General features: G+C 66.8%; 12 protein-coding genes. 1 reads left to right on the top strand and 11 read right to left on the bottom strand.

Features of this window, described 5'->3' with window-relative positions; genetic code table 11:
* Positions 1–24: 24 nt before the first annotated feature.
* The 11 genes from gyrA to rpsF form a co-directional block, all read right to left on the bottom strand.
* On the bottom strand, positions 25–2748 hold the full coding sequence (gene gyrA / locus H9654_RS12955; protein ID WP_191771171.1) for a DNA gyrase subunit A: 2724 nt from the start codon (positions 2746–2748) through the stop codon (positions 25–27).
* A 225-nt stretch (positions 2749–2973) separates the two neighbouring features.
* The gene (gene mtnA / locus H9654_RS12950) at positions 2974–4035 is read right to left on the bottom strand and encodes an S-methyl-5-thioribose-1-phosphate isomerase (RefSeq protein ID WP_191771170.1); all 1062 of its coding nucleotides are present in this window, start codon (positions 4033–4035) and stop codon (positions 2974–2976) included.
* Positions 4036–4055: 20 nt separating this feature from the next.
* Positions 4056–4751 carry a DUF3011 domain-containing protein gene (locus tag H9654_RS12945; RefSeq protein ID WP_406833477.1) on the bottom strand — a complete coding sequence of 232 codons (696 nt, stop codon included), beginning with the start codon at positions 4749–4751 and terminating at the stop codon, positions 4056–4058.
* Between the two features lie 133 nt (positions 4752–4884).
* Positions 4885–5838: an EF-P lysine aminoacylase EpmA gene (gene epmA, locus H9654_RS12940; RefSeq protein WP_269801197.1), complete on the bottom strand. Its 954-nt coding sequence runs from the start codon at positions 5836–5838 to the stop codon at positions 4885–4887.
* Positions 5835–6317 (bottom strand): GNAT family N-acetyltransferase, encoded by a 483-nt coding sequence (locus H9654_RS12935; RefSeq protein ID WP_191771168.1) that lies wholly within the window; start codon positions 6315–6317, stop codon positions 5835–5837. Before H9654_RS12935 ends, epmA begins: the two co-directional genes overlap by 4 nt.
* A 52-nt stretch (positions 6318–6369) precedes the next feature.
* Positions 6370–8835: an NAD-dependent DNA ligase LigA gene (gene ligA / locus H9654_RS12930; RefSeq protein ID WP_191771167.1), complete on the bottom strand. Its 2466-nt coding sequence runs from the start codon at positions 8833–8835 to the stop codon at positions 6370–6372.
* Positions 8836–8982: 147 nt separating this feature from the next.
* Entirely contained in the window at positions 8983–9720 is a 738-nt protein-coding gene (gene zipA / locus H9654_RS12925) for a cell division protein ZipA (protein WP_191771166.1), read from the bottom strand.
* 108 nt (positions 9721–9828) lie between these two features.
* Positions 9829–13332, bottom strand: coding sequence for a chromosome segregation protein SMC (smc, locus tag H9654_RS12920; RefSeq protein WP_191771165.1), 3504 nt, complete (start codon positions 13330–13332; stop codon positions 9829–9831).
* A 205-nt stretch (positions 13333–13537) separates the two neighbouring features.
* Positions 13538–13990 (bottom strand): 50S ribosomal protein L9, encoded by a 453-nt coding sequence (gene rplI, locus H9654_RS12915; protein WP_042613983.1) that lies wholly within the window; start codon positions 13988–13990, stop codon positions 13538–13540.
* Positions 13991–14090: 100 nt separating this feature from the next.
* A complete protein-coding gene (gene rpsR, locus H9654_RS12910; RefSeq protein WP_005926280.1) occupies positions 14091–14321 on the bottom strand; it encodes a 30S ribosomal protein S18 in 231 nt (76 codons plus the stop codon).
* An 11-nt stretch (positions 14322–14332) separates the two neighbouring features.
* A complete protein-coding gene (rpsF, locus tag H9654_RS12905) occupies positions 14333–14773 on the bottom strand; it encodes a 30S ribosomal protein S6 (protein ID WP_042613984.1) in 441 nt (146 codons plus the stop codon).
* Positions 14774–15198: 425 nt separating this feature from the next.
* Here rpsF and H9654_RS12900 point away from each other — a divergent pair, with 425 nt between their 5' ends.
* Positions 15199–16458 (top strand): MFS transporter, encoded by a 1260-nt coding sequence (locus tag H9654_RS12900; RefSeq protein ID WP_191771164.1) that lies wholly within the window; start codon positions 15199–15201, stop codon positions 16456–16458.
* The last annotated feature ends 78 nt before the right edge of the window (positions 16459–16536 follow it).

Below are 16536 nucleotides of genomic sequence, written 5' to 3'. Positions count from 1 at the left end.
TTCCGTTGACCACCAAGAGCGCGGTCAGTCCTGCGACGGCGTCTCGTCCGTCGCGGCCGGGGTAGCAGCCGCCGGCTCGATCGCCACAGCGTCGACCACCCCATCCTGCTCCTCATCGGCTTCGATGAAGGCGTCCATCCGCTCCACCGCCTGCAGCTTCTCTTCCTTGGACAGGCGGATCAGGGTGACGCCCTGGGTGTTGCGGCCGACCCGGCTGATTTCCGAGCCACGCGTCCGCACCAGGGTCCCGCCGTCGGAGATCAGCAGCACTTCGTCGGCCGGACCCATCAGCACCGCAGCGACCAGCTTGCCGTTGCGTTCGGTGGTCTGGATGCCGATCACGCCCTGCGTGCCACGTCCCTTGCGCGGATACTCCGGCAGCGGGGTGCGCTTGCCGTAGCCGTTCTCGGTCGCGGTCAGGATGAACTTCATGCCCGCCTCGTCACCGGCCTCGACCACGGCATCACCGTTGTCCACGCTGGTGTCCTCCACGCCCGTATCGTCCTCGTTCTCGTCCTCGATCCCGCCGGCGCTTTCGGCGACGATCAGGCTGACCACTTCTTCGCCCTTGGCCATCTTGATGCCGCGCACGCCGGTAGCGGTACGGCCCATCGAACGGACCTTGTCTTCGCCGAAGCGCACGGTCTTGCCATTGGAAGCGAACAGCAGGATGTCCTGTGCACCGTCGGTCAGGCCGACGCCCACCAGGGCATCGCCGTCTTCCAGGTTGATGGCGATCTTGCCGCGCGCCAGGCGGAAGGCGAACTCACCCAGCGGGGTCTTCTTGACCGTGCCGTTGCGGGTGGCGAAAAACACGAACTGTCCTTCTGCATACTCGCGCACCGGCAGCACCGCCTGCACCCGCTCGCCCGGTTCCAGCGGAATCCAGTTGATGATCGGGCGCCCGCGCGCATTGGAACCGGCTTCGGGCAACTGGTGCACCGGCAGCCAGAACACCTTCCCGGCGCTGGTGAAGGTCAGCAGCGTGTCATGCGTGTTGACCAGCCACAGCTGCTCGATGAAATCCTCTTCCTTGGTCGACGCCGCGCTGCGGCCACGACCGCCACGACGCTGCGCGCGGTACGCACTGACCGGCTGGCGCTTGGCGTAGCCGGAATGCGACAGGGTGACCACCACGTCTTCCGGTGCGATCAGGTCGAGGATGTCCAGGTCTTCTTCGCTGTGACGGATTTCGGTACGACGTGCGTCGCCGAATTCCTCGCGTACGTTGATCAGCTCCTCGCGGATCACTTCGAGCAGGCGGTCCGGGTTTTCAAGGATGTGGATCAGCCCGGCGATGACTTCCAGCAGCTGCTTGTATTCGTCGGTCAGCCTGTCCTGCTCCAGCCCGGTCAGGCGGTGCAGGCGCATTTCCAGGATCTGCGTGGCCTGCACTTCGGTCAGCTGGTAGCCGCCCTGGATCAGGCCCACGCCCTTGGGCAGGTCTTCCGGACGCGACGCTTCGGCACCGGCGGCGCCGAGCAGCGAACCGACCAGGCCCGGATCCCACACGCGCGTCAGCATGCGCTCGCGGGCTTCGTTCGGATTGGCCGAGCTCTTGATCAGCTCGATCATCTCGTCGATGTTGGCCAGCGCGACGGTCAGGCCTTCCAGCACGTGGGCACGGGCGCGCGCCTTGCGCAGCTCGAACACGGTACGGCGGGTCACCACTTCGCGACGGTGGCGGACGAACGCCTCCAGCATCTGCTTGAGGTTCAGCAACTGCGGGCGGCCGTCGACCAGCGCCACCATGTTGATGCCGAACACCGACTCCATCTGGGTCTGCTGGTAGAGGTTGTTGAGGACAACCTCCGCCGACTCGCCGCGCTTGATTTCGATGTAGATGCGCATGCCGTCCTTGTCGGACTCATCGCGCAGTTCGCTGATGCCTTCGAGCTTCTTTTCCTTGACCAGTTCGGCGATCTTCTCGATCAGACGCGCCTTGTTCACCTGGTACGGAATTTCGGTGACGATGATCGACTCGCGGCCGTTATCGGCCACTTCCACGTCCGCCTTGGCACGGATGCGCACGCGGCCACGGCCGGTACGGTAGCCGGCGATGATGCCGGCGGTGCCGTTGATGATGCCCGCGGTCGGGAAATCAGGACCCGGGATGTACTCCATCAGGCCATCGACATCGATCTGCGGATTGTCGATCAAGGCGATGCAGGCGTTGATCGATTCGGTCAGGTTGTGCGGCGGGATGTTGGTCGCCATGCCCACCGCGATACCGGCCGAACCGTTGACCAGCAGGTTCGGGAACCGGGTCGGCATGACCGTCGGCTCGCTTTCCTTTTCGTCGTAGTTCAGCTGGAAATCGACGGTTTCCTTGTCGATGTCGGCCATCAGCTCATGCGCGAGGCGCGACATGCGCGCTTCGGTGTAACGCATGGCCGCGGCGGAGTCGCCATCGACGGAACCGAAGTTACCCTGGCCATCGACCAGCATGTAGCGCAGCGCGAACGGCTGCGCCAGGCGTACCAGGGTGTCATACACCGACTGGTCGCCATGCGGGTGGTACTTGCCGATGACGTCGCCGACGATACGCGCCGACTTGAAATAAGGCTTGTTGGCGTGTGCGTTCAGCTCGCTCATCGCGAACAGCACACGGCGATGCACAGGCTTGAGGCCGTCGCGCGCATCAGGCAACGCGCGTCCCACGATCACGCTCATCGCGTAATCGAGGTAACTCTTGCGCATCTCGTCTTCCAGGTTGACCTGGATGATTTCCTTGGCGGATTCTGCCATTCGGGTTCCGTTGTCTGGTAGCGGTCCAGTCCGTCGCGCCACTCCCTTTTCAGGGCGGCAGGGCGGAATCTCGATTAACTGGCGGAGTCTACCACAGCACGGGAATTTTCTCCCCTGTTCAGCGGCTTTTTACCGGAAGAAATCAGCAACTTAGGGACCGGTTGTCCGCCTGTTGACCGATTGCCCCGGTTGCCTGCCCGATCCGCTTCGCCGCCCCGTCCGGTATCAGCCGAAGGCGGCCCGCATGCTGGCCACGGTCGGCGCCAGGATCACCCCGCGCTCGGTCACGATGGCGTCGATCAGCTCCCCCGGGGTCACGTCGAACACCGGGTTCCAGGCGGCGATACCGTCGGCCACGGTGCGGCTGCCGCCGACCCCGTACAACTCGCCGGGATCACGCTGTTCGATCTCGATCTGGCCACCATCGGCGGTATCCATGTCCACCGTCGAGGACGGCGCCACCACCATGAACTTCACCCCATGGTGGCGTGCGGCGATGGCCAGCTGGTAGGTACCGATCTTGTTGGCGGTGTCCCCGTTGGCGCAGATCCGGTCGGCGCCGACGATCACCCACTGCACCGCACCGGTCTTCATCAGGTGCGAGGCGGCCGAGTCGGCGATCAAGGTGGCATCGATGCCATCCTGCTGCAGCTCCCACACGGTCAGGCGTGCGCCCTGCAGCCACGGCCGGGTCTCCCCGGCGAACACCTTGGCGATGCGCTGCTGGGCCATGCCGGCACGGATCACGCCCAGTGCGGTGCCGAAGCCGGCGGTGGCCAGCGACCCGGTGTTGCAGTGGGTCAGCACGCCGCTGCCGGCGTCGATCAGGCCGGCACCCAGGGCGCCCATGTGCCGATTGGCCGCCAAGTCTTCGGTGGCGATGGCTTCGGCCTCGCGTTCCAGCACCTTCTGCCAGTCATTGCCTGCCGCGCCCAGCACCCGACGCATGCGCGCCAGCGCCCAGGCCAGGTTCACCGCCGTCGGCCGCGAAGCATTCAGGCACTGCAGCGCGGGTTCCAGCTTCTGCAGGGCCTGCGGGCCGTCGTCGGCCTGCACCTCGCGGGCGGCCAGCACCACGCCCCAGGCGGCGGCGATGCCGATGGCCGGCGCGCCGCGCACGGTCAGGGCGTGGATGGCGGTGGCCACCTCGTCACTGGTGGTGCAGGCCACGTGCTCCACCACGAAGGGCAGCTTGCGCTGGTCCAGCAGTTGCAGGGCATCGCCGGTCCACAGGATCGGGCGGATGTGGTCGTAGCGGGCGTAGTCGATATCGGTGGGCGCGTTCATGCGCCCATTGTAATGCGCGCTCAGTTCACCGAGAACTCGGCGCGGCACCCGTCGTCCACCCAGATCCCACGCTTGTCCCAGCCCCAGTTGCGCCCCTCTTCGCAGGCACGCCCGGACAGCTGCTTGAGCAGGTTGACGCCAGTAGTGATTGAGGCCCCGCAGAAACGCCGACGCCGATCCTTGGACTCACAGGTGAGCCGGCGCGGCGCATCGACGAAGCCACTGCCGTCCGCCGCGCCGATCTCGAAATCACCCTCGCAACCGCGGGTGGTCCAGATTTCGTTGCGCCGATAGCCCCAGCTGTGGCCTTCACGGCAGGGCATGCGCGAGTTCTGCCGCAGCAGGCGCACCGGGGCACCTTCCAGGCGCACCGGACAGCTCTGCGGGCGGCCGTTGGATTCGCAACGCACCACGCGCCTGACGACCTTGGCCGGTGCACCCGGTGCTGCAGCGCCAGCGCTACCGCGCGCGCGGAATTCGGCACGGCATCCCAGGGTGACCCACACGCCGGAACGGTCGGTGCCCCACTCGCTGCCCCGCACGCAGGCGTTCTCGGACAGCTGGCGCACCAGCTCCACGCCCCCTTCGACGTCCATGTTGCAGTGCACCCATCCGAGGTCGCGCGACTGGCAACGCACCACCTCACCGGCATAGCCGCCCTGCCCCTGCGCAGCCGCCGATGGCAGCAGCGCGGTCCAGAGCAGCAGCGCGCCCAACGAGGCCCCCGTGCCTGCCAACAACTTGTTCAACGACTCGTCCGCCCTGTGATCGTGGTTCGTTTGCCACCATGCGGCAACCGGCGTGATAAGAGCATCATCGCGAATGCCCCGCAAGCGCCGGTTACGGCGTTCAGGCACGACTGAAATCAAATGCGAGCACGTCGGCAATCCGCGCGGTGCGCCCCATGGCCATCAGCAGCCGGTCCACGCCCACCGCGACGCCGGCACAGGCGGGCATCGCCGGCAACGCCGCCAGCAGCGCTTCGTCCAGCGGCGGCAGCACATCCCCACGTGCCTGCCGACGCGCATGGTCAGCTTCGAAGCGTGCGCGCTGCTCCTGCGCATCGCCCAGTTCGTGGTAGCCATTGGCCAGCTCGACCGGCCCCAGGTACAGCTCGAAGCGCTCCGCGCGCGGCGGCGTATCGTCGCGGATCCGCGCCAGCGCCGCCTGCGAGGCCGGCCAGTCATGCACCACGGTCATCACGGTGTCATCGAAGTGCGGCTGGATGCAGTGGGTCATCAACAGGTCCAGCCAGTCATCGCGCCCCAGGCCCGCCGCATCGATCTGGATGCCGGCCAGTGGCAGCCGCAGTTCGGCGATGCTCGCCTCGAACGGATCCACGCCGATGCGCTGCAGGTACAGCGTGCGGTAGTCGATCACCTGCAGGGTCGCCACCCGCCCGACCAACGCCAGCGCCTGCTGCACCAGCGAGGCGGTTTCGTCGATCAGCCGGTGATGGTCCCAGCCCACCCGGTACCACTCCAGCATGGTGAACTCCGGGTTGTGGCGGCCGCCGGCTTCGCCGTTGCGGAACACCCGGCCGAGCTCGTAACAATCACCCACGCCGGCAGCGAGCAATCGCTTGAGCGGGAATTCCGGCGAGGTGCGCAGCCAGCGACGACGCGCACCGGCATCGCGATGGCCGCTGAAATCGGTATGGAAACTGTCGATGTTCGGCTCGGTATTACCTGCCGCCGACAGGATCGGGGTCTCCACTTCCAGCACCTCGCGCTCGGCGAAGAAGCGGCGCACCATCGCGTTGAGCGCGGCGCGCTGGCGCAGCGCCTGCAGCAGCGCGCTCACAGCAGGCCGTCGCGCGGATGGTCCAGCGGCAGCGTCATCAGGTCGCGGGTATCGTCGATGTAGCCGGTGGCGGTGTACAGCCGGCGCGCCAGTTCGTTGTGGCGGTTCACTTCAAGCCGCAGGCGTTCAACACCGCGTGCGCGTGCGCGCTGCTCGACGATCGCCAGCGCCTGCCGGCCACGTCCACGGCCGCGTACACCCGGCGCCAGGTACAGCTCGTCCAGCAGCGCGAAATGCCCGCCCTGCTCCAGGCTGAAGCCCATCGCGATCACCACGTAACCGCCGACCGAGCCGTCCTCGTCCAGCAGCATCAGCACCTCGCCATTGCGCGGGTCGGCCAGCAGTGCATCGACGCCGCGGCGCACGCGCGCCTCGTCGAACGCGATCTGGTCTTCGATGTAGAACGCGCGCATCAGGGTGAGCAACTGTGCTTCATCGGCGCGGGTGGCCATGCGGAAATCCAGCGGTGCGATCTGCATGCAACTCTCCTTCAAGGGGTACCGCCGGGCGGGTACCCGGCTTTGGTACGTTTCATTCGTGGGCAGCGAGGAAGGCCAGCAGCTGGTTTTCGTCCCACACCGGCACGCCGAGCGACTGGGCCTTGTCCAGCTTGGAACCAGCTTCGGTGCCGGCGACCACGAAGCTGGTCTTCTTCGACACGCTGCCGGCAACCTTCGCGCCCAGCGCTTCCAGACGCTCCTTGGCCGCATCGCGGGTAAGCGCGGACAGCGTGCCGGTCAGCACCGCGGTCTGGCCCTCCAGCGGCCCGGCGGCCTGCTCGGCCTGCTGCGGCGCGCGCTGCAGGATCTCCTTCATCTTCGCTTCTGCCTGCAGCAGCAGCTCACCGTGGCCTTCGCTATCCAGCCACGCCGCCAGGCCGCGCGCGGTGTCGTCAGGCAGCCCGGCATTGACGAACTGGCCGTGTTCGGCATCCAGTATCGACTGCGCACTGCTCAGTGCGGCGGCAAGCTTTTCCGCACGCAGGCGGGTGATGCCGGGTATCTCGGCCTCCACCAGCAGCTGTGCAAGATCCAGCCCCTCGCGCAGTTTGCCGCTGGGCGGATGCTCATCGGTGATGCGCACCTGGCCGAGCTGCAGCAGATCGTCGATGGCCTGCTGGTTGCCCTGCTGTTCGAAGAAATGCCCCAGCGATCGTGCTACTTCGCCGCCGATGTCCGGTACCCGCTTGAACAGCGGCCACGGCAGGTGGCGGATCAGTTCCAGTTCGCCGAACCACTGCGCCAGCGCTTTCGCCGTGCTTTCGCCGACATGCTCGATGCCGAGCGCGAACAACAGCCGCTCCAGCGTCGCGTCACGGCTGGCCTCGATGGCGGCCACCAGGTTGTCGGCCCAGCGGGTGGCGATCTTCTTCGTGTTCCAGCTGAACGTGATCGGTTGGGCCAGCGCCTGCGCACGCCAGCCCGCGTCGCCTGCGTCCAGCTTCAGCACGCCGTTGAGCACTGCGCCACTGCCATCGGGCGGCAGGTGCGGGGTGAAGCTGGCGGCCAGCGCGGAGGGATCCTCGGCATCTAGCACCAGTTTCAACTGCAGCAGGGTGTCACGGGTCAGCCGGTACAGGTCGGCCACGCCGCGCACGATGCCCGCATCCACCAGGGTTTCGATGTACTTGCCGCCCAGGCCGTCGATGTCCATTGCACGACGCGAAGCGAAATGGCTGATCGCCTCCTTGCGCTGCGCCGGGCAGCTCAGCTCGCCGGAACAGCGCCAGGCGATCGCGCCCTCTTCCTGCACGATTTCCGCCCCGCATACCGGGCAGTGCGTCGGCATCTTCCATGGCGTAGTGCCGGCAGGACGGCGGTCGGCGATGACGCTGACCACCTCCGGAATCACATCGCCGGCGCGCCGCACGATCACGCTGTCGCCCACGCGCACATCCAGCCGCGCGATCTGGTCGGCGTTGTGCAGGGTAGCGTTGGAGACGATCACTCCGGCCACCGCGACCGGCGCCAGGCGCGCCACCGGCGTGGCCGCACCGGTGCGCCCGATCTGGATCTCGATGGCCTCCACCGTGGTGCTCTGTTCCTGCGCGGGGAATTTGTGCGCGATGGCCCAGCGCGGCGCCCGCGCGACGAAGCCCATCACTTGTTGCCCTTCGCGGTCGTCCAGCTTGTAGACCACGCCATCGATATCGAACGCCAGGCCGTCGCGGCGTTCACCGATGTCGCGGTAATAGGCCAGCAGGCCGTCTGTACCGGTCACCACCGTGCACAGCTCGCTGACCGGGAAGCCCCACCCGCGCAGTTGCTGCAGCGTCCGGGAATGGGTATCGGGCAGCTCGCCGCCATCCACTTCGCCGGTGCCATAGGCGAAGAAGCTGAGCCGGCGCTGCGCGCTGATCTTCGGGTCCAGCTGGCGCAGCGATCCGGCCGCGGCGTTGCGCGGATTGGCCAGTACCTTGCCGCCCTGCTGCCGCGCGCGTTCGTTGAAGGCTTCGAAGTCGGCGCGTGCCATGTAGACCTCACCGCGGACTTCCAGCACATCGGGCCAGCCAGTGCCCTGCAAGCTTTCCGGGATATCGCGAATCTGCCGCAGGTTGGCGGTCACGTCTTCGCCCTTGCTGCCGTCGCCGCGCGTGGCGCCCTGCACGAAGCGGCCGCCCTCGTAGCGCAGGCTGATCGCCAGCCCATCCAGCTTCGGCTCGGCGGAGAACGCGAGTGCCGGACGCCGCAGCCGCTCGCTGATGCGACGTACGAAATCGGCGACTTCCTCATCGCTGAACGCATTGCCGAGCGACAACATCGGCACTGCATGGGTAACTTCGGCGAAGCGCGAGGACGGCCGTGCGCCGACCTTTGCCGTGGGCGAATCCACTGTCGAAATTTCCGGATGCGCCTGCTCCAGCGACTCCAGCTCGCGCATCAGCGCGTCGTAATCGGCATCCGGTATCAGCAGTTCATCGCGCTCGTTGTAGGCCGCGTTCGCGCTGGCAAGCTGACGGCGAAGCGCATCGATACGCTGGGCGGGAGTAACGTTCATGCCGGGTCCGGTGATTCCTGTACAGACCGCGATTCTAACGTCCAAGGCGTGCGCAGGCCGCGGCGGCGCGTCATGACGAAGCGGGAACTGAACGCTTCGACGAGGTCTTCCGCGCGGGCACCGGCCTGCGTGCCGGAAACATCCCGCCTACCAGCGTGGCGTCTTGGTCAGCGGTGGCGCCTGGTGCTGGCGGTCGTAGGCGCGTAGATCATCGCGGATGTGCGCGATACGCTGGCGACCCAGCGCGTTGCGGCTGTCGTCCAGCACCACCGCATCCAGCAGCTCGGCCATGCGCTGCACGGTCGGCAGCATTTTCTCCCAGGAATCGAGCGCCGTCAGCGGCGCCGGCAGGGTCAGGAAGAACGCGATCGCCGGGGTTTCCATCTCACGGATGGTGCCCATGTCGAAACTGCCCGGCTTCATGATGCTGGCCATCGAGAAGATCGGACCGCGCTCCGGGTGGCCTTCGACCAGCCGGTGGAACACGTTCATGTGGCCAAACACCAGCCCGGTCTTTTCCGCTGCCACCACGATGTCTTCGCCACGCAGCTGTTCGCCGGCGCGCGCGGCCACGAACAACGAAACGATCTTGTCGAAATCCTGGCTGGCCCGCTTGCCGAGGTCACTGTTGGCGTTGGCTTCGCTGTCTGACAGGCCTAGTTCGGCCTGCTCGCCGTCAAGTGCGGGATCGCGTGGCTCCTCGCCCGCCGCGTCGACGCCGCCGCCCAGCACCGGCTCGCGGCGCTGGCCGCCATCGGCGCCGGGGTCACCTTCGACACGGCGTCCCTGGGTCTTTTTCTTCGGCCGGCCGAACAACAGGATCGCAGCGATCAACAGCAGGCCGGCGGTAAGGATGCCGATGCGCAGCAGTGCGGTGTCGGACATTCGGTTGGGTCTCCGGCTAAATACGTTCAGACAAGAATGGCACGATGCAGGTCTTCTTGCACCGGGGGTGGCGCGAATAATGCACCAATCCCCCGTGCACGCGGCGTATCAGGCCGCCCCGGCCAGCCGCGCCGCCTCTTCCAGGTCGACGCTGACCAGGCGGCTGACGCCGGGTTCGCGCATGGTGACACCGGACAGCTGGTGCGCCGCCTCCATCGTCGCCTTGTTGTGGCTGACGAACAGGAACTGCACCTTCTCGCTCATCTCCTTGACCATGTTGGCCAGGCGGCCGACGTTGGCTTCGTCCAGCGGCGCGTCCACCTCGTCGAGCAGGCAGAACGGGGCCGGATTGAGCTGGAAGATCGCAAAGACGAGCGCCACGGCGGTCATCGCCTTCTCACCGCCGGACAGCAGGGAAATGCTGGAAACGCGCTTGCCCGGCGGCCGCGCCATGATGGTCACGCCGGTGTCCAGCAGGTCCTCGCCGGTCAGTTCCAGGTAGGCATGGCCACCGCCGAACAGACGCGGATACAGCGCCTGCACGCCGGCATTGACCCGGTCGAAGGTGTCCTTGAAGCGGCCGCGGGTCTCGCGGTCGATCTTGCGGATCGCATCTTCCAGCGTCTCCAGCGCGGTGTTCAGGTCCAGGTTCTGCGCGTCCAGGTATTCCGAGCGCTGCGACGCTTCGCCATATTCCTGGATCGCCGCCAGGTTGACCGGTTCCAGCCGGCGCATGCGCGCATCGATCTGCTGCACGGTCTGCTCCCAGTCGCCCAGGCGGGCGTCCTCGGGCAGCGTGGCGATGACCTCCTGCAGCACGAAGCCGGCTTTCTCCACCGCCGCCTGCAGCTGCTCGGCATTGAGTACCAGCGCCTGCTGGTCAAGCCGGCGCTGCGAAATGCGCTCGCGCTGTGCCAGCGCCTGTTCGTCACGCTTGTGCCGGGTCTGTTCCAGCTCGCGCAGCTCCACGTCGATACCATCCAGCAGCGAGCGCGCCTGCGACAGCATGCCATCGGCACGGACGCGCTCTTCCAGCGCATGCTGGTGTTCGGCCTGCAGCGATTCCACCGGGGTATCGCCTTCGTCCAGTTGTGCGTGCAGCTCGCCGAGGCGCGAATCCAGCTGGCCGCGCTGGTTGCTCATGCGTTCCAGCGCCTGGCTCAGCGACGCCACCTGGGCGCGCTGTGATTCCAGCGTCAGCGCCAGCGAATGGGCGGCTTCGCGCACACTGCGGGCCGCATCGCGGGCCCGGTCACGGGCCTCGGTCAGCTGCCGGCGTTCGTTCTCCAGCGCCTGCCGGGTCGACTCCAGATCGCCCATGCTGCTGACCGCGTCATCCAGCCGGCCGCGCGCCTCGCGCACCTGCTCGCGGTTGAGCTCCAGGGTTTCCATCAGCTGGACCAGCTCGCCTTCGATGCGGTCGATGCGGCTGCGCGCCGATTCCAGCTTGCCCTGCTGGCCCTGCAGCTGGCCGGCAAGCTCGGACACGCCGCGGTGCGCCTGGTACACGGCGCGCTGCACGTCTTCGCGCTGCTGTTCGGCGGCAAGCAACTGGTCACGGAAGCCACCCAGCAACTGCTCCAGTTCGGCTTCGCGCTGCTGCAGCTGTTCGATCTGTTCGCGCAGCGTGTTGATTTCGCGCTCGCGCAGCAGCGCGCCCTGCTGGGCCGCGCCCGAGCGCGATACCCGCACCCAACCCGCACCCAGCCGCTCGCCGCCACGGGTGATCACCGAGTCGCCGTCGCCCAGCGTGGGCTGCAGTGCGCGCGCCTGTTCCAGGTCTTCGGCAGCATGCAGGCGGGCCAGCAGGCGACGGATGGCCGCCGGCCCCTGCACCTTCGCTGCGAGCGAGGTAGCAGCCACCTGCAGCGGCGCTTCATCATCGGCCACCAGCGCGATGCGGCCATCACCCAGCTCACCCAGCGCATCCACCAGCTGTTCCGGCGCCTGTACCAGCACGCCTTCGATCAACTGACCCAGCGCGCTTTCAACCGCGTTTTCCCAGCCCGCTTCAACCTTCAGCCGCTCGCCGACGCGGCTTGCCGAATCCAGCCCGCGCGCCTTCAACCAGGCGACCGCCGCGCCCTGCTCCTGGCCGAGTGCGGCCTGCTGCAGGGTTTCCAGCGACGACAAGCGGCCACGCACGCCATTGGCCTGCTTGCGCAGTTCGGCCAGTTCGTTCTGTGCGCCGCGCTGGCGCTCCTGCACGGCCGTGACCTCCTGCTTGCGCAGTTCCACCTGTTCACCCAGCTCATCCAGCGCGGTCTTCTGGGTGTCGTGCTGGATGTGCAGTTGCTCGAACGCTGCCTCCAGCGCATCCACGTCCAGGCCGGCGCGCTCGGACTGCAGCGTCTCGCGGCGCCGCTCGGCTTCCAGCACCTGCCGGTCCAGGTAGTCCACGCGGGTGCGTTCGACATCACCGGAACGCGATGCCTCCGAACTCTGGCTGCTGTGCTGTTCCCAGCGCGCCTGCCAGTCACCCAGCCGGGCTTCGGCTTCGCGCAGGCTCTCCTGCTTGATCTCGTTCTCTTCCTGCAGCTGTTCCAGCTGCGGCGTGGCCGCATCCACCGCCTCGCGCAGCACCCTCAGCCGGGCCTCGTCGCCACTGATGTGCTGGCCAAGTTCGGCCAGTGCCTGCTGCGTTTCATCGCGCGCCTTGTGCAGGCGCTGCGACAGCTCGCGCTGGTGCTGGATCTGCTGTTCCAGCCGGGCCAGCATGCTGCCCACCTGGTAGACCTCGGCCTGCGCGGCATTGAGCGCCTCGGCCGACTCCTCGCGACGCACGCGCGACGTTTCGATCCGCGATTCCGCGTCGCGTTGTTCGGCGATCAACTGCTGCAGGCGGGTCTCTTCCTGTGACAGCCCTTCGCGCAGCTTGCCGAGCCGGCCATCCAGGCCACGGAACTCCAGCGCCTTCCATTCGGCATCCTTGACCCGGCGCTCCTCCTGCAACGTCTGGTACTGCTCGGCCTGGCGCGCCTGTCGCTTGAGGTGTTCAAGCTGCTTGCCGATTTCATCGCGCAGGTCGCCCAGCCGGTCCAGGTTCTCGCGGGTATGGCGGATGCGGGTTTCGGTTTCCTTGCGGCGCTCCTTGTACTTGGAGATGCCGGCGGCTTCTTCCAGGTAGACACGCAGGTCTTCAGGCCGGGCTTCGATGATCTGGCTGATCATCCCCTGCTCGATGATCGAATAGCTGCGCGGGCCCAGCCCGGTGCCCAGGAACAGGTCGGTGATGTCGCGGCGACGGCATTTGGTGCCGTTGAGGTAATAGTTGCTGCTGCCATCGCGGCTGACGGTGCGCTTGACCGATATCTCGTTGAACGAGGCGTACTCACCGGAAATGGTGTGGTCGCTGTTGTCGAAGATCAGCTCCACGGTGGCCTGCGATACCGGCTTGCGCGCGGCCGAGCCGGAGAAGATCACATCGGTCAGCGAGTCACCACGCAGGCGGCTGGCCGAACTTTCGCCCATCACCCAGCGCACGGCATCGATGATGTTGGACTTTCCACAGCCGTTCGGTCCGACCACGCCGGTCATGTTGGTCGGCAGATGCAGCGTGGTGGGATCGACGAAGGACTTGAAGCCGGACAGCTTGATCGTGGAAAGACGCATAGGGTTTCCGGGCCGGGGCCGTTGTGAGGCCTGCATTTACCCGCCAACCCCTTGATCCGGCTGGGATCAGGGCCGTCGGTCGGGCGTAATGCACCGAGTATACCGATGTGGCCGCGTTCTACGCAGCGGCCGGCGCGCGCGCCAAAACAAAACGGGCGCCCCTGCGGGCGCCCGTTCTGGTGATTCCATGCCTTTCGGCGTGGGATCAGGCCTTTTCGGCTTCGACCACGACCTTGACGGTGGTTTCAACGTCGGCGTGCAGGTGCACCAGGACGTCGTACTCGCCAATGTTGCGGAAGGCGCCTTCGCCCAGGATGACTTCGCTCTTGTTGACCGGCAGGCCAGCAGCGGTGAAGGCATCGGCGATTTCGCGCGCGCCGACCGAGCCGTACAGCTTGCCTTCGGTGGAAGCGTTGGCCGCGATGGTCACCGACTTGCCTTCCAGCTTGGCCTTGCGGGCTTCGGCGTCGGAATGGATCGACTCGGCCTTGGCTTCGTACTCGGCGCGCTTGGCTTCGAACTCGGCCTTGTTGCTCTCGGTGGCCGGCACGGCCTTGCCCTGCGGCACGAGGAAGTTACGGCCGTAGCCCGGCTTCACGTCGACCAGGTCGCCGAGGTTGCCGAGGTTGGTGACTTTCTGCAGAAGGATCAGCTGCATGGTGTTACTCCAGAATGTATTCGTTAGCGAGGCGATGCCCCGCAGCGGATGGCTGTCCGAATATCAGTGCGGGAGGGCGGCACAAGGCCGCCCGCCGGCATCAGATGTCGTGGTTGTCGGTGTACGGGATCAGGGCCAGGAAACGGGCGCGCTTGACGGCCGTTGCCAGCTGGCGCTGGTACTTCGACTTGGTACCGGTGACGCGGCTCGGCACGATCTTGCCGTTCTCGGTCAGGTACTGGCGCAGGGTGTTGAGATCCTTGTAATCGATCTCTTTCACGCCTTCGGCGGTGAACTTGCAGAACTTGCGGCGACGGAAGAACTTGGACATGTCAGTGCTCCTTAAGCGGCCGAAGCGGCGTCGTCGCCGGCATCGTTGTCAGCGGCGGGGGTGGTGGTCTCACCTTCTTCGTCGTCACGACGACGACGCTCGCCACGCTCGGGCTTGTCGCCCTTCTCGTCCTTGCTCTTCATGATCAGCGACTGCTCGGTATCCGGGCCATCGCGCTTGACGACCAGGTTGCGCAGCACGGCGTCGTTGAAGCGGAAGCTTTCCACCAGCTCGCTCAGCACGGCCTGGTCAACTTCGATGTTGAGCATGACGTAGTGGGCCTTCACCAGGTTCTGGATCGGGTACGCCAGCTGACGGCGGCCCCAGTCTTCCAGACGGTGGATGGTGCCGTTGCCGTTCTCGACGAGCGACTTGTAGCGCTCGATCATTGCCGGGACCTGCTCGCTCTGATCCGGGTGGACCAGGAACACGATTTCGTAATGACGACTCATGTTTATATACCTTTCGGATGTGGCCGTTTCGGCCGGACAGCCCCCCGCGGTGGTGACGGCGGTGGGGCAAGGGTTCCTACGCTGGGCGCAGGAAGCCGCCGATTATGCCTGTTGGGGTTGGCCGGGGCAAGTCGGGGCCGGATTGGCTGTGAGTGGGCCGGGCGATGGGGCTGGTCGGGGGACGGCAGAAGCCGCATCCTGCGGGCCTCGTTTCGCGCCATCCATGGCGCTCAACGCCCCCGCCCAGCCCCACCGCCCGACCCCTGACAGATTGCGGGCGCCGCCGAAGCGGTAGCGCCGAGCCATGCTCGGCGGGCGCTGCCCCCGAACGCGCCATGACGCACGCAGAAATACAGCGTTCAGCCGGCAGGACGCAAATCGGGCGACTATGCTGCGCTGCAGCAGTACAATCCGTACTCGTACAAATGCCCCGGATTTTTCCCGTGAACCCGTCTGCTCCCCCGGTTGCCACGTCCACGCTGGCCGCCGTGCTGTCGCCCCGCCAGCGCACTTTCATCCTGCTGGCCCTGTCGCTGGGCGGATTCGCCATCGGCACCAGCGAGTTCGCCAGCATGGGCTTGATGCTGGACATCAGCCGCGGGCTGTCGATCACAGAAGCGCAGGTCGGGCACCTGATCAGCGCCTACGCCATCGGCGTGGTGGTGGGTGCGCCAGTGCTGGCCTTCGCCGGCGCCGGTATCAGCCGGCGCAGCCTGCTGCTGGGCCTGATGGGCTTCTACGCGATCGGCAACCTGGCCAGCGCGCTGGCCCCCAACTACCACACCATGCTGCTGGCGCGCTTCGTTGCCGGCCTGCCGCACGGCGCCTATTTCGGCGTGGCGATGCTGGTGGCGGCCTCGATCAGCCCGCCGGCACAGCGCGGCGCGGCCGTGTCGAAAGTGCTGCTGGGCCTGTCGATCGCGATCCTGGTCGGCAATCCTCTTACCACCTGGCTTGGCCAGCAGTTCACCTGGCGAACGGCCTTCGCCCTGGTCAGCCTGCTGGCGCTGGCCACCGTGGTGATGGTGTCGCGCCACCTTGCGCCGGACCCCAACGAAGTACGTACCAGCCCGATGCGTGAGCTGCGTGCGTTCAACACCACCCAGGTGTGGCTGGCGCTGGCGATCGGCTCGATCGGCTTTGCCGGCATGTTCTGCGTGTTCACCTATCTGGCACCGACGCTGGTCAACGTCACCGGCATCGACGAACGCTGGATGCCTGCGGCCGTCGGCCTGTTCGGCGTGGGCGCGATCATCGGCAACATGCTGGGGGGCTGGCTGGTGGATCGCCTGCAGTTCCGCGCCGCCGGCGTGCTGCTGGCATGGTCGGTGGTGGTCCTGCTGCTGTTCCCGCTGGCCGCGCATTCGCCCTGGGCGATGGTGCCGGCGATCATTGCGGTGGGCACCATGGGCGCACTGGCCGTGGCGCTGCAGACCCGCCTGATGGATGCCGCCGGCGAGGCCCAGACCCTGGCCGCCGCGTCCAACCATGCCGCCTTCAACACGGCCAACGCGCTGGGCCCGTGGCTGGGTGGCATGGCCATCGGCGGCGGCTTCGGTTACGCGTCCACCGGGTACGTAGGTGCCGCTACGGCGGCGGCCGGCCTGCTGTTGTGGGGTGTGTCGGTGGTGATCGAGCGTCGGCGCGGCGCTGGTTCGATGGCAGTGGGTGCGTCGAACGGGTGAAACCCCCTCGCGGCGGGCTGTTTTCGGACTGCATCTGAGGGTGGGCCGGGGGGGGGGGGGGGGGGGTGGGGGGGCGGC

It is taken from the genome of Stenotrophomonas lacuserhaii (assembly GCF_014836545.1).
GTDB classification, from domain to species: Bacteria; Pseudomonadota; Gammaproteobacteria; order Xanthomonadales; family Xanthomonadaceae; genus Stenotrophomonas; species Stenotrophomonas lacuserhaii.
This window is presented reverse-complemented; position numbering and strand designations above follow the sequence as displayed.